The organism is Bosea sp. OAE506, assembly GCF_040546595.1.
Classification (GTDB): Bacteria; Pseudomonadota; Alphaproteobacteria; order Rhizobiales; family Beijerinckiaceae; genus Allobosea.
In genome coordinates this window covers 4,966,725-4,985,871 of the sequence record NZ_JBEPOB010000001.1, presented here as the reverse complement: position 1 = coordinate 4,985,871, position 19,147 = coordinate 4,966,725, and the positions used below count along the sequence as shown (strand labels likewise).

General features: G+C 68.7%; 19 protein-coding genes and 1 tRNA gene. 9 read left to right on the top strand and 11 right to left on the bottom strand.

Annotation, left to right across the window (positions count from 1 at the left end; translation table 11 throughout):
• The first annotated feature begins 9 nt into the window (after positions 1-9).
• The 3 genes from ABIE41_RS24145 to ABIE41_RS24135 all read left to right on the top strand — a co-directional run bounded on the left by ABIE41_RS24145 (position 10) and on the right by ABIE41_RS24135 (position 2,174).
• A complete protein-coding gene (locus ABIE41_RS24145; RefSeq protein WP_192642729.1) occupies positions 10-1,005 on the top strand; it encodes a TRAP transporter substrate-binding protein in 996 nt (331 codons plus the stop codon).
• Positions 1,005-1,673 carry a cyclase family protein gene (locus ABIE41_RS24140; RefSeq protein ID WP_192642728.1) on the top strand — a complete coding sequence of 223 codons (669 nt, stop codon included), beginning with the start codon at positions 1,005-1,007 and terminating at the stop codon, positions 1,671-1,673. The genes ABIE41_RS24145 and ABIE41_RS24140 overlap by 1 nt, the downstream gene beginning before the upstream one ends.
• Before the next feature lie 276 nt (positions 1,674-1,949).
• Complete coding sequence (locus tag ABIE41_RS24135) at positions 1,950-2,174, top strand: hypothetical protein (protein WP_192642727.1); 225 nt, start codon at positions 1,950-1,952, stop codon at positions 2,172-2,174.
• 200 nt (positions 2,175-2,374) lie between these two features.
• Here the strand turns inward: ABIE41_RS24135 and ABIE41_RS24130 are convergent.
• The 3 genes from ABIE41_RS24130 to ABIE41_RS24120 form a co-directional block, all read right to left on the bottom strand.
• Positions 2,375-2,449: transfer RNA gene (locus tag ABIE41_RS24130), tRNA-Thr, on the bottom strand.
• A 178-nt stretch (positions 2,450-2,627) separates the two neighbouring features.
• On the bottom strand, positions 2,628-3,329 hold the full coding sequence (pdeM, locus tag ABIE41_RS24125) for a ligase-associated DNA damage response endonuclease PdeM (RefSeq protein ID WP_465247125.1): 702 nt from the start codon (positions 3,327-3,329) through the stop codon (positions 2,628-2,630).
• Between the two features lie 5 nt (positions 3,330-3,334).
• Positions 3,335-5,821: a ligase-associated DNA damage response DEXH box helicase gene (locus tag ABIE41_RS24120; RefSeq protein WP_192642725.1), complete on the bottom strand. Its 2,487-nt coding sequence runs from the start codon at positions 5,819-5,821 to the stop codon at positions 3,335-3,337.
• Positions 5,822-5,985: 164 nt separating this feature from the next.
• Here ABIE41_RS24120 and ABIE41_RS24115 point away from each other — a divergent pair, with 164 nt between their 5' ends.
• Positions 5,986-7,017, top strand: coding sequence for a sensor histidine kinase (locus ABIE41_RS24115; protein ID WP_210320856.1), 1,032 nt, complete (start codon positions 5,986-5,988; stop codon positions 7,015-7,017).
• A 15-nt stretch (positions 7,018-7,032) separates the two neighbouring features.
• On the opposite strand, the gene ABIE41_RS24110 is transcribed toward ABIE41_RS24115, so the two are convergent.
• Both ABIE41_RS24110 and ABIE41_RS24105 read right to left on the bottom strand, forming a co-directional pair.
• The gene (locus tag ABIE41_RS24110) at positions 7,033-7,431 is read right to left on the bottom strand and encodes a response regulator (protein WP_192642724.1); all 399 of its coding nucleotides are present in this window, start codon (positions 7,429-7,431) and stop codon (positions 7,033-7,035) included.
• A gap of 30 nt (positions 7,432-7,461) precedes the next feature.
• Complete coding sequence (locus tag ABIE41_RS24105; protein ID WP_192642723.1) at positions 7,462-8,478, bottom strand: class I SAM-dependent DNA methyltransferase; 1,017 nt, start codon at positions 8,476-8,478, stop codon at positions 7,462-7,464.
• Positions 8,479-8,501: 23 nt separating this feature from the next.
• On the opposite strand from ABIE41_RS24105, the gene ABIE41_RS24100 reads away from it, so the two are divergent.
• The gene (locus ABIE41_RS24100; RefSeq protein ID WP_354193322.1) at positions 8,502-9,584 is read left to right on the top strand and encodes a ligase-associated DNA damage response exonuclease; all 1,083 of its coding nucleotides are present in this window, start codon (positions 8,502-8,504) and stop codon (positions 9,582-9,584) included.
• A gap of 4 nt (positions 9,585-9,588) precedes the next feature.
• Here ABIE41_RS24100 and ABIE41_RS24095 read toward each other — a convergent pair whose 3' ends face one another.
• Entirely contained in the window at positions 9,589-10,356 is a 768-nt protein-coding gene (locus tag ABIE41_RS24095; protein WP_192642722.1) for an SGNH/GDSL hydrolase family protein, read from the bottom strand.
• Between the two features lie 122 nt (positions 10,357-10,478).
• Between ABIE41_RS24095 and ABIE41_RS24090 the strand changes: the two genes are divergently transcribed.
• The 3 genes from ABIE41_RS24090 (at position 10,479) to ABIE41_RS24080 (ending at position 13,262) form a co-directional block, all read left to right on the top strand.
• Positions 10,479-12,116 (top strand): cisplatin damage response ATP-dependent DNA ligase, encoded by a 1,638-nt coding sequence (locus ABIE41_RS24090; RefSeq protein WP_192642721.1) that lies wholly within the window; start codon positions 10,479-10,481, stop codon positions 12,114-12,116.
• Between the two features lie 116 nt (positions 12,117-12,232).
• The gene (locus ABIE41_RS24085; protein WP_192642720.1) at positions 12,233-12,913 is read left to right on the top strand and encodes a response regulator; all 681 of its coding nucleotides are present in this window, start codon (positions 12,233-12,235) and stop codon (positions 12,911-12,913) included.
• 79 nt (positions 12,914-12,992) lie between these two features.
• On the top strand, positions 12,993-13,262 hold the full coding sequence (locus ABIE41_RS24080; protein ID WP_192642719.1) for a DUF6460 domain-containing protein: 270 nt from the start codon (positions 12,993-12,995) through the stop codon (positions 13,260-13,262).
• Positions 13,263-13,274: 12 nt separating this feature from the next.
• Here the strand turns inward: ABIE41_RS24080 and ABIE41_RS24075 are convergent, their stop codons facing one another.
• From ABIE41_RS24075 to ABIE41_RS24060, 4 genes are all read right to left on the bottom strand, one after another.
• The gene (locus ABIE41_RS24075) at positions 13,275-14,342 is read right to left on the bottom strand and encodes a ligand-gated ion channel (protein ID WP_192642718.1); all 1,068 of its coding nucleotides are present in this window, start codon (positions 14,340-14,342) and stop codon (positions 13,275-13,277) included.
• A complete protein-coding gene (locus ABIE41_RS24070; protein ID WP_192642717.1) occupies positions 14,342-15,307 on the bottom strand; it encodes a cache domain-containing protein in 966 nt (321 codons plus the stop codon). Before ABIE41_RS24070 ends, ABIE41_RS24075 begins: the two co-directional genes overlap by 1 nt.
• 145 nt (positions 15,308-15,452) lie before the next feature.
• The gene (locus ABIE41_RS24065) at positions 15,453-16,541 is read right to left on the bottom strand and encodes a quinone-dependent dihydroorotate dehydrogenase (RefSeq protein ID WP_192642716.1); all 1,089 of its coding nucleotides are present in this window, start codon (positions 16,539-16,541) and stop codon (positions 15,453-15,455) included.
• On the bottom strand, positions 16,538-16,882 hold the full coding sequence (locus ABIE41_RS24060; protein WP_192642715.1) for a DUF952 domain-containing protein: 345 nt from the start codon (positions 16,880-16,882) through the stop codon (positions 16,538-16,540). Before ABIE41_RS24060 ends, ABIE41_RS24065 begins: the two co-directional genes overlap by 4 nt.
• Positions 16,883-17,046: 164 nt before the next feature.
• On the opposite strand from ABIE41_RS24060, the gene ABIE41_RS24055 reads away from it, so the two are divergent.
• Positions 17,047-17,676 carry a S24 family peptidase gene (locus tag ABIE41_RS24055; protein WP_192642714.1) on the top strand — a complete coding sequence of 210 codons (630 nt, stop codon included), beginning with the start codon at positions 17,047-17,049 and terminating at the stop codon, positions 17,674-17,676.
• 5 nt (positions 17,677-17,681) lie between these two features.
• Here the strand turns inward: ABIE41_RS24055 and ABIE41_RS24050 are convergent, their stop codons facing one another.
• A complete protein-coding gene (locus ABIE41_RS24050; RefSeq protein ID WP_192642713.1) occupies positions 17,682-19,139 on the bottom strand; it encodes a sensor histidine kinase in 1,458 nt (485 codons plus the stop codon).
• Positions 19,140-19,147 lie beyond the last annotated feature (8 nt).

The following is a 19,147-nucleotide window of genomic DNA, read 5'->3' as shown; positions in this document are numbered from 1 at the left end:
GACAACGCCATGACCATCACCAGACGCTCCGCTCTCGCCGCCGCCGGCGCAGGCCTCGGCCTGTTCGCCATCGGCCGCCCCGCTTTTGGCCAGGCGGCGAAGCTGCGCTTCGCCCACCCCCATCCGGAATCCGACAGCTGGCACAAGGCTGCGCTGCAGCTCGCCGAGAAGGTCAAGGCCAAGAGCGGCGGCAAGGTCGAGATCCAGGTCTTCCCGAACGGCTCGCTCGGCTCGGATTCGCAGACCATCAGCGCGGTGCGCGGCGGCTCGCTCGACATCTGCCTGACCGGCAATCCCTTCTTCACCGGGCTCGCGCCGAAGCTCAACGTGCTCGACCTGCCCTTCCTGTTTCAGAGCCGCAAGCATGCCGCCGCAGTGATGGACGGCGCCATCGGTGACGGCCTGCGCAAGGAACTCGAAGGCTCCAATCTCAAGGCGCTCGCGACCTGGGAGATCGGCTGGCGCAACCTCACCAACAGCCGCCGCCCGGTCGCCACCGCCGCCGACATCAAGGGGCTGAAGATCCGCACCACGCCGAACCCGGCCCATATCCGCGCCTTCCAGCTGCTTGGCGCGGTGCCGACGCCGATGGCCTTCACCGAGCTGTTCTCAGCGCTGGAGACGGGCGCGGTCGACGGTCAAGAGAACCCGGTGACGTTGATCCTCAATGCCAAGTTCAGCGAGGTGCAGAAGCATCTCTCGCTGACCCGCCACGCCTTCACCACCGGCCCTGTCGTGATGAACAAGGCCAAGTTCGATGCGCTCGACGCCGACATCCAGAAAATCCTGACCTCGACCGCGATCGAAATCGCCGCCATCCAGCGCCAGATGAACGAGGACACGGAAGGCTCGAGCCTCGCGGCGCTGAAGAAGGCCGGCATGCAGGCGGTCGAGAACCCCGATCGCGAGTCCTTCTCGAAGATCGTCACGGCGGAGGTCGAGAAGGAGTTCGTCACGAAATTCGGCGGCGAGACGCTGGACGCGATCAAGAAGGCCGCGGTCTGATGGAGATCATCGACCTCTCCATGCCGATCGAGCCGCATTTCCGCTGGCCGGTCGATTTGGCGATCAAGGGCGACATCGCGGCGGGGGACCCGTTCCGGGTCTCCCGCATCAGCATGACCTGCCATGGCTTCTCGCATGTCGATGCGCAGGCCCATGTCATCGCCCACAGCCCGACGATCGAGGCCACCGCACTCTCGCGCGTCGTCGGTCCGTGCCGGGTGCTCGACCTGCGCGACGTTGCGCCCAACCAGGCGATCGACGCCGACAGGCTGGCGGCGGCCGACCCCGGCGGGCCCGAGGGCGAGATCCTGCTGCTCTCCAGCGGCTGGGACACCAAGCGCGACTACAGGACCCGCGAATTCTGGCTCGACGCGCCCTATCTCACCCGCGAAGCGGCGCTCTGGCTGAAGGACCGCAAGCCCACCGCGCTCGCCTTCGACTTCCCGCAGGACTTTCCCATCCGCCTGCTGCTGGACGACAAGCACGTGCCCTTCGACCAGCACGTCACCCACGACATCTGCCTGCGCGCCGGCATCACGCTGATCGAATATGTCGTCAACACCAGCGCGCTGAAGAACCCCCGCACCTTCCTCTGCGCCGCCCCGCTGAAGCTGCCCAACGCCGACGGCTCCCCGGCGCGGATTTTCGCGATCGAGGGGATTGGGTGAGGGGAGTACTCTTTCGGGGCAGCCCGCCGGAGCGCCTTCGATGCTGTAGGGCCCTTTGAGGGTGCTGCGGTTTCTCGGACCCGCCGCCGTCATCCCGGGCTTGCCCCGGGACCCATCGGAGGGCTCCGACGCTTTACGATGGATTCCGGATTGGCGCGGCTTCACCGCTTGTCCGGAATGACGGTCTGTTTCCGAGCGACGTCAGCAGGCTCTAGGCATCTTGACTCCAGACCCGACAATGTTCCTATTTCGTTCTCATTCAAGGGAGCGATGAACATGTCAGCCGAGCCAGCCGAGATCGAGGATGATCGCGACGCGATCGAGTGGGAGCTGATCGAGCTGGTCGAGGAACATGGCAGCGAGCGGCATGCCCTGCGGGCGCTCCTGCATGATTTCCATGTGCTGCTGGCCGATGCCGACAAGGCAGTATCGCGGGGCTTCCTGCGCGGAATGTTCTCGGAGGGCGCCAGAGCGCCGCGCGATGATGATCAGGCCGCGTGATGGTCCAGAGATCGAAGCGCGGTTCTGCGATCACCAGCGCGCCGGTCTACCTGGCCGCTCAACGAAGCGCTTGGATGGATGGGTGAGTGTTGAAGCCTATCGGCAGACGCTGCTCGTCACCCGTTCACGGGGCACGATGTGGCCATAACGGCCAAACTGAGCGATATCGATGATTTCAAAGGGTTCCAGCCGGAAAGGGCTGGTGCTGCGAGAGAGGATTGAACTCTCGACCTCACCATTACCAATGGTGTGCTCTACCACTGAGCTACCGCAGCAGGATCGTCGGCCGGGGTGTCCTGCGGTCGCCGGGGCGAGGGGCAGGGCGGGCGTCGTTCCGAAGCGGCGTCCTGATGCCACAAGCGCCGGGTGGACGCAACCCACATCGTCGCGGCACGGACGAGATGGCCCCCGCTGTGCGGGCGGACCTCGTCTGCGGCGGCGGCTCGCTGTCGTTCAGTCCGGCAACAGCAGCCGCGGGTCGATGCGGAAGAGGCGGGCGTCGCCGAGGAGATGGGCGCTGAAGCCGGCGTCGAGCAGCGGGCCGAAGGCGGCGTCGCGCAGGTTGAGCCCGCCGGCATAGGCGCCCATCGCCGGCATGACGCAGCGCCGGGCCGACAGTGCGAAGCAGCGCCGCCGCAGCGCGCGGCCGCGCATCCTGATTTTGGCGGCCGGATGAAGATGGCCGGCGATCTCGAAGCCCGTCTCCCGCGCATCAGGCTCATGGCGCAGGGTGACGCCGCGAAGATTGACCGTCGCGGCGCTGTCGCCCCCCATTGCCGCGCTGATCTGCGGGTCGTGATTGCCGGTCACCCAGAGCCAGTCGCGGCCCGCCTGCAGCCGCTTCAGCGTCGCGCGGTTGTCCTCGTCGAGGCGGATTTCCGCGTCGCGGTCATGAAAACTGTCGCCGAGCGCGATGACGCGCGCGGGCGCATGGCGGGCGATAGCGGCCGACAGTGCCGCCAGCGTCGCCGCCGAATCATAGGGCGGCAGGAAGACGCCGCGCCTCGCATAGGAGGAGCCTTTTTCGAGATGCAGGTCGGCGACGACAAGCGCGCGCTCGTCGGGCAGCCAGAGCGCGCCCGAATGATCGGGCACGACCACGAGCCGGCCGAGCAGGAAGACCGCCTCGGCCGGTACCCGGTCGCTCGCCGCCACTGCGTTCACGCCATCGCCTCTTCGGTCAGCATCGCCTCGGCCTCCGCCAGGATCTCGTCGGCCGCCTCGCCATAGACCGCCTCGCGGCCGATCTCGAGCATGACGGAGACGCCCAGCGGCGACACATGATCCAGCGGCTGATGCACGATTCGCCCGCTGATCCGTGTCAGCATCTGGCCCAGGCGCTTGATGTCGAGCAAGCCCGTCGCGGCATCCGCGCGTGCGGCCTTGAGCAGCACATGCTCGGGCTCGTGCCGGCGAAGCACGTCGTAGACGAGATCGGTCGACATGGTGACCTGCCGGCCGTTCTTCTCCTGGCCGGGAAAACGCCGCTCGATCAGCCCGGCAATCACGGCGCATTGTCGGAAGGTGCGCTTCATCAGCGCCGATTCCGCCAGCCACTCCTCGAGATCGTCGCCGAGCATGTCCTGCGAAAACAGCTCGTCGAGGCTAAGAGCGCCCCGCGCGATCGCCGCGGACATGTCGCCGAGCCCCCAGCAGGCCATGCCGTAATCATTGCAGACGAAGCCGAGCGGCCGCATTTTCGCGCGCTCCAGCCGCCGTGTCAGCAGCATGCCGAGCGTCTGATGCGCGAGCCGCCCCTCGAAGGGATAGGCGACCAAGTAGAACCGCCCGCCGCGCGGAAAGGTCTCGACGAGGAGCTCGCCGGGCTTCGGCAGGCGCGATTTCAGCCGCTGCGCATGCAGCCAGGAGGAGACCTCCTCGGGCAGGCTGTCCCATTCCTTCGGGTTGGCGAGCATCGCCCGCACGCGCGCGGCCAGAAAGGTCGAGAGCGGGAACTTGCCGCCGGCATAGGAGGGGATCTTCGGGTCGGTGCCGGGCGGCGCGCGCGAGCAGACCGCCTCGTTGCCGGTGATGCCCTCGAAGCGCAGAATTTCGCCGGCGAAGATGAAGGTGTCGCCCGGCGTCATCGTCTCCGCGAAATACTCCTCGATCTCGCCGAGCACGCGACCGCCGCGGGTCACTGTCTGCGGCTGGCCGGGCTTGCCCGAACGCGCCTTGCCGAGCCGGACCTTCATCATCGTCGATTCGACGATGGTGCCGACATTCATGCGGTATTGCTGGATGATCTTGGCATGGCTGGCGCGCCAATGCCCGGCCTTGTCCTGCCGCAGCTTGGCGAAGCGCTCATAGCTCTTCAGCGCATAGCCGCCGGTCGCGACAAAGTTGACCACAGCGTCGAAATCGGCCCGTTGCAGCCCGGCATAGGGGGAGGCGGTGCAGACCTCCTGGTAAAGCGCGTCGGCCTCGAACCCGTCCGAGCAGGCAACGCCGAGCACATGCTGGGCCAGAACGTCGAGCGCCCCGATGCGCGCATCCGCCGTGTCCTGCGCGGCCTCGGCCACGGCGTCGAGCGCGGCCCGGCACTCCAGCAGCTCGAAACGGTTGGAGGGAACGAGCAGCGCCTGCGAGGGCTCGTCCATGCGGTGGTTCGAGCGGCCGATGCGCTGCATCAGCCGGCTCGCGCCCTTGGGCGCACCGAGATTGACGACGAGATCGACATCGCCCCAGTCGATGCCGAGATCGAGCGTCGCCGTGCAGACGACCGCCTTCAGCCGGCCCTCGGCCATCGCCGCCTCGACCTTGCGGCGCTGCGTGGCATCGAGCGAGCCGTGATGCAGCGCGATCGGCAGATTGTCGTCGTTGATCGTCCATAGCGCCTGGAAGGCGAATTCCGCCTGCATGCGCGTGTTGACGAAGACCAGCGTCAGCTTGTGCGCCTTGATGGCCTCGTAGATCGCCCCCATCGCATGGCCGGTGGTGTGCCCGGCCATCGGCAGGCGTGTCGGCGTCTGCAGGATGCCGATGCGCGCCGCCGCCCCACCTTTCACCGTCACCAGCCCGGCCGGCGTCTCGCTGCCGCCGAGGAAGCGCTGCAGATCCGCCGGCTCGCGCACCGTCGCAGACAGCCCGACCGCGCTGACCTGCGGGGCGAGGCTGCGCAGCCGCGCCAGGTCGAGCGAAAGCAGGTCGCCGCGCTTGGAGGTAACCAGCGCATGCAACTCGTCGAGCACGATCCGGCGCAGGCTCGCGAAGAAGGGCGCCGCATCCCGATGCGAGACCAGCAACGCGAGTTGCTCGGGCGTCGTCAGCAGGATGTCTGGCGGCGTCCGGAGCTGGCGCGTGCGCTTGGCGGCCGAGGTGTCGCCGGTGCGCGTCTCGACCGTGATGGGCAGCCCCATCTCGCGGATCGGGGCCTCGAGATTACGCGCGATGTCGACGGCGAGTGCCTTCAGCGGCGAGATGTAGAGCGTGTGCAGCCCCTCGCGCTTCCCCTGGCGCTGCGACAGCTCGACCAGCGAGGGCAGGAAGCCGGCCAGCGTCTTGCCGGCCCCGGTCGGCGCCACCAGCAGCGTCGAGCGGCCCGCACGGGCCTCTTCCAGCAAGGCCAGCTGATGCGGTCGCGCGCTCCAGCCGCGGCTGGCGAACCAGCCCGTGAAGGCGGAAGGGAGCGGGGAGGGCACGGCCATGCGCGACAGAGATAGGATGGCGTGGGCCGGAACGAAAGGAGAATGTCCTCACGTCGCGGTTCCGGGGCGGCGGCGCTGGCCGGCCGGAGAACGTCGTGCAACAAAACCGCTCCCCCGGCGTTTGAGCCGCTATCTGCTCCGACCGGGAGCCCGAGGTTCTGCCGTTGCCCGATACCGATCTGTACGAAGCCGGGCTGCCGGTCACCGAAGCGACCTTCAAGATCCTGACCGATGTGATGCCGCAGATGGTCTGGTCGACGCGGCCGGACGGCTTCCACGATTATTACAACGAGCGCTGGTATGAGTTCACCGGCGTGCCGCGCGGCTCGACTGACGGCGAAGGCTGGGCCGGATTGTTCCATGAGGAGGACCAGCCGGAAGCCTGGCGGCGCTGGCGCCATTCGCTGGCGACGGGCGAGGTCTACGAGGTCGAATATCGGCTGCGCCACAATTCCGGGCAGTATCGCTGGACGATCGGTCGCGCCCAGCCGGTGCGGGATGCGCAGGGCCGGATCGTCCGCTGGATCGGCACCTGCACGGACATCCACGAGGCGAAGCTTGCGGCCGAAGCCAACGAATTGCTGAGCCACGAGCTCAGCCACCGCATCAAGAACATCTTCTCCGTCGTCGGTAGCCTGATCGCACTGTCGGCGCGCGAGTTCCCGGAGGCGAAGGATTTCGCCGCCCAGTTCCGCGAGCGGGTCTCGGCACTGGCGCGGGCTCACGAATTCGTCCGCCCCCACAGCGAGGCGTCGCAGCCGGTCATCGGCCGCACCACGATCAAGGGCCTGCTGGAGAACCTGTTCTCGCCCTATCCGGCGGTCAGCGAGGGCCGGCTGATGGTCACCGGCGAGGATGCTGCGGTGGACGACCGCGGCGCGACGCCGATCGCGCTGCTCTTCCACGAACTCGCCACCAACGCCGTCAAATACGGCGCGCTCTCCGTCGAGGCTGGCCGCATCGACATCGCCATCCGCCAGGATGGCGGCGACATTGCCATGCGCTGGACCGAGACCGGCGGCCCGCCGGTGACTGGGCAGCCGGGACGGACGGGTTTCGGCACGAAGCTGGCGGAGATGAGCGTCGGGCGGCAGCTCGGCGGCCGGCTGATGCGCGACTGGAGGCCTGAGGGCCTCGTCGTCGAGGTGGTCGTCGCAGCGGCCAGGCTGGCGCGCGATCAGGACGTCCAGCCCTGAAGCGTTCGCCGGTTCTCAGAACACCGTCAGCCGGCTCGGCGGCGCCGCAGGGCGCCCGGCAGCGCGGCTGGTGACGTATTCGAGCAGCTCGGCGAGGTCGCGGTCGGCGACGGGCTTGTCGAAGACGCCGATCGCGTTTTCGATCCGGTTCTGCAGCATACGCGGATTGGCGGTGATGAACACGACCGCGATGCCGAGTTCGGCGAGCCTGGCCCCGACCTCGGGGCCGGTCGGGCCGTCGGCGAGATTGACGTCCACCAGCGCGACATCCGGCTCTTCCGCGGCAGCGAGCGCCAGCGCCTCCTGCGAGGTTGCGGCGATGCCGACGGGATAATGGCCGAGATCCTCGACGATCGCCTCCGTCTCCATGGCGATCAGGACCTCGTCCTCGACGATCAGAACTTTGGTGGGCATGGGCTGCGTTTCATGTCTTCCGTGGCGCCACTACAGCGCGCGAGGCCGAAGATTGTTCCCCTCCGCGGCGCCCTGCCGCAACGCAAAGCCGGCTCGCTGCACCACCGCGAGCAGCCCCGGTACCGCGACGCCGCGGTCCTGACGCGTGCTGACGGCTTCGAGAGCGACGATCCGCAGACCCGTTTCCTCCAGTCTCTGGCGTAGCCACTCTTCCGCATGAGCGAACCGCCGATCCTGACCCACCACGACGCCCTCGCCATCATGGCTCTGCACGGTGAACGCCAGCAGCCCGTCGCGGGTCATCACACGCGCGGCCTGGGCAAGGGCGGGCCGCAACTCGCCCAGATAGACGAAGACGTCGGCCGCCAGCAGGAGATCGGCGCAGGCGTCGGGACGGCTGGCGAGAAAGGCGGTCAGGCCCGCCACGGCAAGCTTGTCGTAGAGCGGCCCGCCATCGGGCTTCGTCTTGGCGCGTGCCCGCTCAATCATCCGCGGCGCAAGATCGCAGCCGGCGAGGAAGGCGGCCTCGCCGCGGATCGCCTCGCCCATCAGCCCGGTGCCGCAGCCAAGGTCGAAGACGGTGTCGAACCGGAAGGCGCGGCCGGCGTTGTCGCAGAGCCGCGCCAGCGTCGCCTTGATCAGTTCCGGAGCATTGTAGTGCAGTGCCTGCGTCAGATGGCTGTCGAACCGGTCGGCGTAGCCGTCGAACAGGGTGCCGGAGAAGTTCTCGGAGGTGGCGTCCTCCGCCGCCATCGCGCCGATCCGGGCGAGGTCGAGCCGCGCACCGAAATGGTCGTTGGGGTCCAGCGTCAGGCATTGCCGCCAGGCCGTCGCCGCCTCTTCCTTGTGGCCCAGCGCCTCCTGCGCGAGGCCGTAGAGATGCCAGGCAGCGGTGAAGTGGTAGGCTTGCGCCAGGGTCTGGTCGAGGATCTCGACGCAGGCCTGCGCGTCTCCCTCCTTGAAGGCGGCCTCGGCCCAGCCGTAGCGGCGGTCCAGCGTCGGATCGCCGGAACTGGCAGAATGCGCGGTCGAGGCCTTTTCGATCATGCGCGCGGGTCTATCTGAGGAGTATGACGCTGGCCAGACGCAACGCGCCGGGGACGATGCGCCCCTCCGATCTGCTGATCCCGACGCCGGCCGGCCTCTGGTGCCCTCCGGCCGACATTTACATCGACCCGGTGCGGCCGGTGGCGCGGGCGCTGATCACGCATGGCCATTCCGATCATGCGCGCGCCGGCCATGGCGCCGTGCTGGCGACGCGCGAGACGCTCGCCATCATGGCACTACGGTATGGCGAGGGCTTCACCGGCCAGCGGCAGGAAGCCGTGCCTGGCGAGACGACCCGCATCGGCGAGGTGGACTTCACCTTCGTGCCGGCCGGGCATGTACTCGGATCGGCCCAGATCGTCGTCGAATGCGGTGGGCTGCGGATCGTCGCCTCCGGCGACTACAAGCGCGAGCGCGACCCGACCTGCGCCGGCTTCGAACCTGTGCCCTGCGACATCTTCATCACCGAGGCGACATTCGGCCTGCCCGTCTTCCGCCACCCGCCCGCCCACGCCGAGGTCGGCAAGCTCCTGGAATCGGTGCGGCTGTTTCCCGAGCGGACGCATATCGTCGGCGCCTATTCGCTGGGGAAGGCGCAGCGCGTCATGGCCCTGATCCGCGAGGCCGGTTACGAGCGCCCGCTCTATCTCCACGGCGCGATGGAGAAGCTGACCGAGTTCTACCTGTCGGAGGGCGCGCAATTGGGCGAGGTCCGCAAGGTCGTCGCCGCAGAGCGCAAGGCGCTGGGCGGCGAGATCGTCATCTGCCCGCCGAGCGCGATCCAGGATCTCTGGGCCCGCAAATTCCCCGATCCGGTGACGAGCTTCGCCTCGGGCTGGATGCGCATTCGTGCCCGCGCCCGACAGAAGGGCGTCGAGCTGCCGCTCATCGTCTCCGACCATGCCGATTGGGACGATCTGCAGGCGACCATCCGCGAGACCGGTGCGGGTGAGATCTGGGTCACTCATGGCGAGGCCGATGCGCTCGTCCACTGGTGCACGAGCGTGGGCCTGCGCGCCAAGCCACTGCATCTGGTCGGTTATGGCGACGAGGGCGAAGCCGAGCCCGTGGCCGCGGCGGAGAGTGCCGATGCCGTACCGGTCTGAACCGCTAGCGCGTCTGGGCGACGACCGGCCGGCCGCCGGTGGTCAGCGAGACCAGACCGGCCGCCATGTCGCGGGCGAGGCAGTCATAGCCCGCGTCGCTCATATGGAAGCTGTCAGCGGCGAGCGCGGCCCGGAAGGCCTGGGCATCGGCCTCGTGCCATTCCCGCATCGTCTCGTAGCGCGTGAAGACCGGAACGCTCTCGCGCTTGGCGACCTCGGCGATCGCCTCGACATAGCTCTGGTAGCGCGCCGGTTCGCGGATGCCGGGGAAATACTGCGGATCGAGCAGCGCGAGGCTGACGCCAGCCTGCTTCACCATGGCGATGCCGTCGGCGATCATCGCCCGGAACGCCGCCATGTCGCCGCCGCGCACGGCGTCATTGGTGCCGACCTGCCAGATCACGAGGTCGTAGCGGCGCTCGGCCAGAGCCTTCTTCAGCCGCGTCAGCGTCTCGGGGGCGATCTCGCCGCCGATGCCGGCATTGGCGATGCTGACCTGAACACGCGGCCAGGCGGCCGACAGCAGAGTCTGCAGCCGCGCGGGGTAGCTCCTGTCGCGGCTGGTGGCACCGACGCCTTCGGTCGAGGAGGAGCCGATCGCGAGAATTTCGAGCTTGCCGCCGGTCGCAAGCCGCGGCGCGAGCGCTGTCAGCTTGTGGTTCGGCGCGACGATGGGGGTTTCGCGGCAGATGAAGGAGCCGGCCTGGGCGGCGCCTGCAAGCGCAGTCGCCATCGCGATGGCGAGGCCCGTGACCCGGATGGCAATACGCATCGGCAGCAGTTCCCCCTCAGCGAATATCAGCCTGCCGCCCCGTTCATGAATGGAAACTGAATGATGCGCCGCACCGACCGTCGCGTTCTCGAACAGGCCTTCTGGCGCCGGGGGCAGGTTTCGTGAACCGCTTCGCCTGGCTTCTCGACCGGCTGGCCTATGAGCCGCGCCGCAATGCCAAGCTTGCGCTGATCGCGGATTATCTGCGCAGCACGCCCGATCCCGACCGCGGCCTCGCCCTGGCGGCGATGACTGGCGGGCTGGTCTTCCCGAATGCCAAGGCCGGGCTCGTCCGCGGGCTGATCGCCGAGCGAACCGACCCCGTGCTGTTTGCGCTCTCCTACGACTATGTCGGCGACCTCTCCGAAACGGTGGCGCTGATGTGGCCGTCGCGGCATGGCGCCAACGCGGTGCCGCATCTGCCCGATGTGGTCGAGGGCCTGCGCAGCGTCGGCAAGACCGAGCTTCCCCGTCTCGTCGCCTCCTGGCTCGACGCGCTCGACGAGACCGGCCGCTGGGCGCTCTTGAAGCTGATCACGGGCTCGCTGCGCATCGGCGTCTCCGCTCGCCTCGCCAAGACGGCGGCTGCCAGCCTCGGCGGCATCCCCGCCGACGAGGTCGAGCAGGTCTGGCATGGGCTGGAGCCGCCCTATGCCACGCTCTTCGCCTGGCTGGAGGGCAGGGGCCCGCGGCCCGAGGCCACCGATCCCGCGCCCTTCCGCCCGGTGATGCTGTCGCACCCGATCGAGGACGGCGATTTCGAGAAGATGAATCCGGTCGAGTTCCAGGCCGAATGGAAATGGGACGGCATCCGCGTCCAGGCCGTCACCGGCACGCGGCCCGATGGCGAGCGCGTCACGCGGCTGTTCTCGCGCACCGGCGAGGACGTCGCGGCCGCCTTCCCGGACGTGGTCGAGGCGCTGACGCAGGATGGCGCGATCGACGGCGAACTGCTCGTGCGGCGGGAGGCGGCGGTGCAGAGCTTCAACAGCCTGCAGCAGCGGCTCAACCGCAAGAGTGTCACGCCCAAGATGCTGCTCGAGCATCCCGCCCATATCCGCGCCTACGACCTGCTCGTCGATGGCGACGAGGATCTTCGCGCCCTGCCGCTCTCGGCGCGCCGGGCGCGGCTGGAGGCTTTCGTGGCCCGCCTCGCCAGCCCGATCGTCGATCTGTCGCCTCCGATCCCCTTCAGCGACTGGGAGTCGCTTGCCGCCGCGCGGACCGACCCGGCCGCTGCGGGTGCCGGCGCCGATGCGGAAGCCGTTGAGGGCTGCATGATCAAGCGCCTCGACTCGCCCTACCTGCCGGGCCGCCCCAAGGGCCATTGGTGGAAATGGAAGCGTGAGGCCAGGCTGATCGACTGCGTGCTGATGTATGCCCAGCGCGGCCACGGCAAGCGCTCCTCCTTCTATTCGGATTTCACCTTCGGCGTCTGGCGCGCGGGCGAGGGCGGGGCGGACGAGCTGGTGCCGGTCGGCAAGGCCTATTTCGGCTTCACGGACGAGGAACTGGTCGAGCTTGACCGTTATGTCCGCAAGCACACTCTCAACCGCTTTGGTCCGGTCCGCGAGGTCACGCACACGGTTGATAGCGGGCTGGTCTTTGAAGTGGCCTTCGAGGGGCTGCAGCGCTCGACCCGTCACAAGTCTGGCGTCGCGATGCGCTTTCCCCGCATCAGCCGCATTCGCTGGGACAAGCCCCCGCTCGAGGCGGACCGGATCGAGTCGCTGGAGGCGCTGCTGCCGTCGAATGGCTGATTGCGCACCGGCACGCGATGGTTCACAGCCTGCCGGGTCGGCGGCCGCCCGCGCCGATGGCTTGAACCGGTGTCCGATTGAGGCACAATGCGGACCGGGCACGAGGATGGGATCCCATGAAACGACAGCCGTCGACACGGATCGTCATCGCGGATGATCATCCGCTCTTTCGCGGCGCGCTCCGGCAGGCGGTCTCGACCGCCCTCGAAGGCGCCGATGTCAGCGAGGTCGGCTCGCTGGAGGCGCTGACCGAGGCGCTCGACAGCGGCGGCGACGCCGATCTCGTCCTGCTCGATCTGACCATGCCGGGCGTCCAGGGCTTTTCGGGCCTGCTCTTCCTTCGCGCCGACCATCCCGAGATCCCGGTCATCGTGGTCTCCGCCAATGACGATCCGGCCGTGATCCGCCGCTGCATCGAGTTCGGTGCGCTGGGCTTTCTGCCCAAGACGGCCGATGTCGAGCAGATGGGCGAGGCGATCCGCGCCGTGCTCGAAGGCGGTGTCTGGACGCCGCCGGGTGTCGATCTCACGGCGCCGGTCGATGCCGAAACGGCAACGATGGTGCGCAACCTCTCGACCCTGACGCCGCAGCAGGTGCGCGTGCTGATGATGCTGTCGGAGGGGCTCCTCAACAAGCAGATTGCCTATGAACTCGGCGTCTCCGAAGCGACGGTGAAGGCGCATGTCTCGGCGATCCTGACCAAGCTCGACGTCGACAGCCGCACCCAGGCCGTCATCGCCGCCGCCAAGATCGCCGGAACGGCCTGGGCGACGGCCGGAGCCTCCGCCACCTCCTGATTCGCGTTGGGTTGACAGCCCGTTCAGCCGGGGTTCAACCACCCGGGCGTCTTATCCGCGCGAAGGGGATTGCTTGACCATGGCCAACGGCAGGATCGAACGCTTTCTCGGCGGCTCGCCGCTCGGCGTGCTCGTGCGGCTGCTCTTCATCTCGCTGCTCGTCGGCGCGGCGATGGCCTTTCTCGGCCTCTCGCCCCGCGCGCTGTTCGACGCGGCGGCTCGCTTCGTGCGCTCGCTCGGCGATCTCGGCTTCGGCGCGCTTCGCGAGGTCGGCCAGTGGATCATCGGCGGCGCGCTTCTCGTCGTCCCGCTCTGGCTGCTGTCGCGGCTCTTCGCGGCCCGCCGCTGAGCGGGCTAGCGCTCAGCCCGGCAGCGCCCGCAGCGCCGCCCCGAGGCAGACGATCAGCATGACCGCGGGCAGGGCCCAGCGCAGATGGGAGCGCAGGGCCGCGGCTTCGCCGCTCCAGCGTCCCCGCGGATTGGTGATGGCCACCGCCAGCGCGATCTCGAACATCAGCACCGCGACGAGATAGAGATAGCCGAGCGAGATCATCTCGGCGATCGGCGTGTTCAGCGAGATCGAGCCCGGGAAGCTCGATTCGAAGGTGAAGCTGATCGCCGCCAGCGCGAGCAGGGAGGAGAAGATCAGCCCGCCCTTGTCCTGCTCCTTGAGACCCGGCGACCACAGCACGAAGAGCGAGACCGCCAGCACGGCCATGATCGGCACGAAGACGCGCAGTACGTAGCGCTGGGCGTCCCGCGCCATCGTGACCGTGGCGTTCAGCCGCGAATAGGAGCGGGCATTCCAGCCCATCGCCGGCTCGCTCGCAAATCGCAGGCCGAGCGGGCGCCAGTCGACGACCGAGGGCGTGGCATCGACGCCCGAGAACTGCCGGTCCGCCTCGGTCGTGACGATCACCGCCTCCTGCTGCGGATAGCGTGGCAGCGAGAGCGACAGCGTCAGCCTCTGCTGGTCGAACGGGAAGGCGTCCATGTTCATGCGAAAGCGGAAATCGCTTTCGAACCGCTCGATCAGCATGACCTCGCCATGGGCGTGGACCGACAGCGCCACGCTGCGCGAATCCTTGTCGCCGATCTGGTTGTCGAGCGTCAGCCCCGGTGTCCAGATCGTCTTGAGATACTCGTCCGCCTCCTCGCCGACCCGGTCGTCCCGGGCGAGGCCGCGGGCGATGGCGTCGAAGGACAGGCGCGGATCGTGCCAGCGCTGGGTCAGTTCGATCTGCAGGCGGCCCTGGCCGGCGACCTCCTTGATCTCGAGCACGTTGAGCACGCGCAGCGCGACCCGCACCCGCACCGGCAATTCCACGCTCTGCGGGAGACCCGTGCGGGAGCCCGTCGCATTGTCTTCCGCCAAGGCCGTTCCCGCCGGGGCTAGAAGCAGAAGGGCGAGCAGAAGGAGGCCGCGCATCACGCCTCCCGCCGCCGGCGCGCCAGCACGAGGAAGCCGACGAAGGCGATGATGCCGCCGCAGAGTGCGATGACCCAGAGCTCCGTCATGAGGCGTCGCCAGTCCGAGCCAGGCTCCTCCTTCATCATGATGGCCATGCCGATCAGCCGACCCGAAAAATCGACCAGCGGCTGGACCATCACCCCATAGCTCTGGCCGTCGAGGCGGCGCGTGGAGATCTCCACGTCCCGCACCGGCCGGGTCGGCACGGCGCGCAGGAAGCGCGCAAACAGCGCCTCGTTGGTCGTCGCCATGATGGAGAGATCGCCGACCGAGGCCAGCTTGGGGTCGAGCGCGACGCCACTCAGCGAGGTCGCGGCCACCACGGCGATCTCGGTATTGGTCGCCGTCTTCACGAGTTCAAGCATCGGGCGGATGTCGAGCCCGGCCTCGACGCTGCCGAGCAGCGCGCCGCCCTGCTCGATCGGAGCCACGCCGCGGATGCCGATGCCGGCGATGCCGATCTCGACGCCGGTCTGCGAGCGCCGCAGCCGGTTGGCTGCGACGACCATGGCGCGGAAGCCGGAGATGTCGTCGCCATGCTGGTCGGGCCGGTGCATGCGCAGCAGGTAGCGTAGGTCCGGCGAGTGATAGCCGAAGATCTGCACGCTCGCCTGACGGCTGAGGTACTGGTAGGCGTCCTTCGACAGGGCCTCCAGCCGGGGCCGGTCGCCGGCCGCCAGCGCCTCGCGGATCTGCGGGTTGCGCGCGAAGGTTTCGGCCAGGGCGAGCGAGAACTTGGCGGCCTGGTCGAGGTTGGCGTCGAGCAGCGAGCCGACAAGGCGCATCTGCGCGGCCCGGTCGCGATCCGCGACCCGTTCGACGCTCTCATGCTGGTGAAAGAGCATGGCCCCGAGAATGAGCGCGATCAGCAGGGCGGGCGCGAATGCGCTCGCCGCAAGCCTCTTCCAGTCGAATGTCGGCAAGGCCCCCGCCTTTCGCTATCTCGCCGCACCCGGGGGCGGCGATGACGGCGGTAGGCATCTCTCGTCGCAGGGTGCTCAAGGCCCGATAGGCCAGCTACGGGGCGGCGGCAAGAGGCTGCCGCCGGGATCGTGAATGCAGGCGCCGTTAAAGGCCCTTGCCCGCCGCGATCGCGGCGGCGTCGCGCCCGACGAGGGCAGCGAGCTTCGGCAGTCCCGCGCGGCGCACCTCCAAGGCCAGCCCGGCCTTGACCGTCTTCACCAGCCCCGGCCCCTGGAAAACCATGGCGGAATAGAACTGCACGAGATCGGCCCCAGCGCGGATCTTGGCGAAGGCGGTTTCTGCGGAGTCGATGCCGCCGACGCCGATGAGCGGGAACTGCCTTTCGACCCGCAGGAAGGCCTCGGCGAGCAGGCGCGTCGAGGCCGTGAAGAGCGGCTTGCCCGAAAGACCGCCGGCCTCCGCCTTCGACGGGCTGCGCAGGCTCTGGGGCCGGGCGATGGTGGTGTTGGAGACGATCAGCCCATCGATTCCGCGGCGGCGTGCGACGGCGATCATGCCGTCGAGTTCCGGCAGGGTGAGATCGGGCGCGATCTTTAGCAGCATCGGCGTCGGTCGTCCGCCCGCCGCCGCCTCGTCGCGTGCCTCCATCGCCCGGGCGATCAGATCGTCGAGCGCGGCCTCCGCCTGCAGGTCGCGCAGGCCAGGTGTGTTGGGGGAAGAGACATTGACGGTGACGAAGTCGGTCAGCGGCGCCAGCCGGCGGGTCAGCACCGCATAATCCGCCGCGCGATCGGCCGAGTCCTTGTTGGCACCGAGATTGACGCCGACGATGCCGCCCCGCGCCCGCCGGGCCGCCAGCCGCTGCGCCACGGCCTCCATGCCGTCGCTGTTGAGGCCATAGCGGTTGATCACCGCGGCGTCCTCGACCAGCCGGAAGACGCGCGGCTTGGGATTGCCGGGCTGGGGCAGGGGCGTGACGCCACCGACCTCGACGAAGCCGAAGCCGAGGCCGAGCGCCCCGTCCACCGCCTCGGCGTGCTTGTCGAAGCCGGCCGCGAGACCGACCGGATTGGAGAAGGACAGCCCGAAGGCCTCGGTCGCCAGCGCCGGATCATCCGCGGCCGGCCGCAGCGAAGGCGCGGCGGCGAGTGCCGCGACCGTCAGCCGATGCGCGGTCTCGGCATCCATCTTGTGGATCAGCGGGCGGGCGAGGTTGAAGAGCGAGCCGATCACGCGATGTCCTCCGGAATGACGGGGCCGCCATCGCTGCCCTGGGCCAGGGGCGCCACCCAGCGAACGACGCGCGGATCGAGCGGCGCATAGAGATGCGGGAACAGGGCGCCGCCCCGCGACGGCTCGTAGCGCAGCGCCGTGCCGAGCGTGTCGCCCTCCACGGCGATCAGGAGCAGATCGCTCTGGCCGGCAAAATGCTTCGTCGTCGTCTCCCGAAGCTGGCCGCCGGTCGAGAAGTGGATGAAGCCATCGGCGAGGTCGATCGGCGCCCCGTCGAAACGGCCTGCGGCTTCGGCCTCGCGCCACAGGCTGGCAGGGCAGATCTTGTAGATGAGCGGCACGGGTGACCTCGGCGGATGATGGCTGCGGAGGGCTTAGCGGCTGTCGCAGGGCCGCGCCAATTTTTCTCGCCACAGGCAGCGGAAATCCGATTGATGTCTCATGAGATAGGGGATATTTCCTATTTCCATCCCCGGCTAGGCAACATCCCTGCGAGGTGCGCGCGGTGCTCTCCCACGACCAGATCTGGAGCGCGATCGACTCTCTCGCCCAGCGCTATGGCTTCACCGCCTCCGGCCTGGCGCGCAGGGCCGGGCTCGACGCCACGACCTTCAACCGCTCGAAGCGCATTGGGCCTGACGGGCGCGAGCGCTGGCCCTCGACCGAATCGATCGCGAAGATCCTGGCCGCGACCGGGGCCTCGCTGGACGAGTTCATGAACGTCGTGATGCGGCGCGGCGCGGGACCCTCGCGCACCATTCCGCTGATCGGCTTCGCCCAGGCGGGTTCCGGCGGCTTCTTCGACGATGGCGGCTTTCCCGTCGGTACCGGCTGGGAGGAGGTCGCCTTTCCCGGCGTCGCCGATGAGAAGGCCTATGCGCTGGAGATTTCCGGCGATTCGATGCTGCCGCTCTATCGCGATGGCGACACCATCATCGTCTCGCCGACGGCGACGGTGCGCCGGGGCGACCGCGTCGTCGTCAAGACCGTCGAGGGCGAGGTGCTGGCCAAGCAGCTCAAGCGGCAGACCGCCAAGACCGTCGAGCTCGCCTCGCTCAATCCCGAGCATGGCGACCGCGTGCTGCCCCTGGCGGAGATCGCCTTCATGGCCCGCGTCATCTGGGCGAGCCAGTAGCCGTCTCAGGCTGCCGCCATCCGCGGCGCCGGCAGCGTCACCTTGAACACCGCCCCGATCTCCGAGGGCTCCAGCGCGATCGTGCCGCCATGCAGCCGCACCAGCTCGGCGGCGATGGCGAGGCCGAGCCCGGTGCCGCCAGGCGTGACCGAGCCGCGGAAGGCCTGGAACAGGTTGGCGCGAGCCCGCTCGGGCACGCCGGGGCCATTGTCGGTGACGCGCAGGACGACGGATCCGTTGTCGCGCGCCGCATGGACCGCCAGCAGCGGCCGTCCGCCCGGTTCGGCGCCGGCCTGGGCGAGGGCCTGAACCGAATTGCGCATCAGGTTGAGCAGGACGCGGGCCATCTGGTCGGGATCGCAGGGGGCGACCAGCTCGGCGGGAACTTCGTTGCTGAAGCTCACCTGCGCCGCCTCGGCCAGTCCGAGAAGCTCGGCCTGTTCCGCCACCAGCTGGCGCAGGGCGACCTCCCGCAGCACCGGCGTCGCCTCGGCGGCGCGCCCATAGGCCAACGTCGCCTGGCAGAAATCGATGGCGCGGCCGAGCGTCGCGATCAGCCGCGGTGCGAAGCGCTTGATCTTGGTGTCGCGGGTCTCGGTCAGGCGGTCCGACATCAGCTGCGCGGCGGCCAGCATGTTGCGCAGGTCGTGGTTGATCTTGCTGACGGCGAGCCCGAGCTCCGCGAGATGCTTCTTCGTCCGAAGTTCCCCCGCCAGTGTCATCTGCATCCGCGCCAGGGCGCGCTGCGCCTCGCCGATCTCGTCGGCCCGCTGGGTCGGCTCGATGATGCGGTGCGGATTTTCAGGGTCGATCTCGAACTCCATGACATTGGCCGCCAATTGGCGGATCGGCCCGACGATCATCCAGTTCAGCGCGACATAGACGGCGACCGCCGTCAGCCCCGAGATGATCAGCGAGATCAGCAGCAGGTTGACGGAAAACTTGAGCATCGCCCGCCGCAGCGGCGCCTCGTCGATGACGATCTCGACGAAATCGGCACCACCCACCGCCCCGCCGATGACGCGGATCGGCATCTGCGCCGGCAGGATGAGCGTTTCCAGCGCTTCGCCGATGGCACCGAACCAGCCCATGCTGCGCAGGTCCACGGTGCGCGAAACCGCGGCGGGCGGCATTGAATCGAGGCTGAGCAGACGCCGCGCCCCGCCGACGCGGGCCGCGATCGCGCGCGCGCCGACACCCGTCAGCAGCCGGTTCTCGCTGCCCTCGGGCAGCCCGTCCTCGGGAGCGCCCTCGAGGACGAGGACCGCCACCTGGGCCGCCGCCAGCCGGTCGTTCAGCCAGTTGCGCCGGAAATTGGCGACGGACGGCAGATAGATCAGCACCTCCGCCAGCATGACGAACAGCACCGTCAGCACGAGCAGCTTGGCCGACAGGCCGAGCCGCGTCAGCCCGCGCGGCAGGCTGACGGAAAGCGACTCATTGTCCGGTCGTTGAGGCTGCATCACCGCCG

Bases quoted from the DNA above. Each gene is read 5' to 3' on its own strand.
- ABIE41_RS24080 (WP_192642719.1), top strand. From the start codon at position 12,993: ATGGCCAACGGCAGGATCGAACGCTTTCTCGGCGGCTCGCCGCTCGGC.
- ABIE41_RS24145 (WP_192642729.1), top strand. From the start codon at position 10: ATGACCATCACCAGACGCTCCGCTCTCGCCGCCGCCGGCGCAGGCCTC.
- ABIE41_RS24120 (WP_192642725.1), bottom strand. From the start codon at position 5,821: ATGGCCGTGCCCTCCCCGCTCCCTTCCGCCTTCACGGGCTGGTTCGCC.
- ABIE41_RS24105 (WP_192642723.1), bottom strand. From the start codon at position 8,478: ATGATCGAAAAGGCCTCGACCGCGCATTCTGCCAGTTCCGGCGATCCG.
- ABIE41_RS24085 (WP_192642720.1), top strand. From the start codon at position 12,233: ATGAAACGACAGCCGTCGACACGGATCGTCATCGCGGATGATCATCCG.
- ABIE41_RS24100 (WP_354193322.1), top strand. From the start codon at position 8,502: ATGACGCTGGCCAGACGCAACGCGCCGGGGACGATGCGCCCCTCCGAT.
- ABIE41_RS24135 (WP_192642727.1), top strand. From the start codon at position 1,950: ATGTCAGCCGAGCCAGCCGAGATCGAGGATGATCGCGACGCGATCGAG.
- ABIE41_RS24140 (WP_192642728.1), top strand. From the start codon at position 1,005: ATGGAGATCATCGACCTCTCCATGCCGATCGAGCCGCATTTCCGCTGG.
- ABIE41_RS24050 (WP_192642713.1), bottom strand. From the start codon at position 19,139: ATGCAGCCTCAACGACCGGACAATGAGTCGCTTTCCGTCAGCCTGCCG.
- ABIE41_RS24110 (WP_192642724.1), bottom strand. From the start codon at position 7,431: ATGCCCACCAAAGTTCTGATCGTCGAGGACGAGGTCCTGATCGCCATG.
- ABIE41_RS24075 (WP_192642718.1), bottom strand. From the start codon at position 14,342: ATGCGCGGCCTCCTTCTGCTCGCCCTTCTGCTTCTAGCCCCGGCGGGA.
- ABIE41_RS24095 (WP_192642722.1), bottom strand. From the start codon at position 10,356: ATGCGTATTGCCATCCGGGTCACGGGCCTCGCCATCGCGATGGCGACT.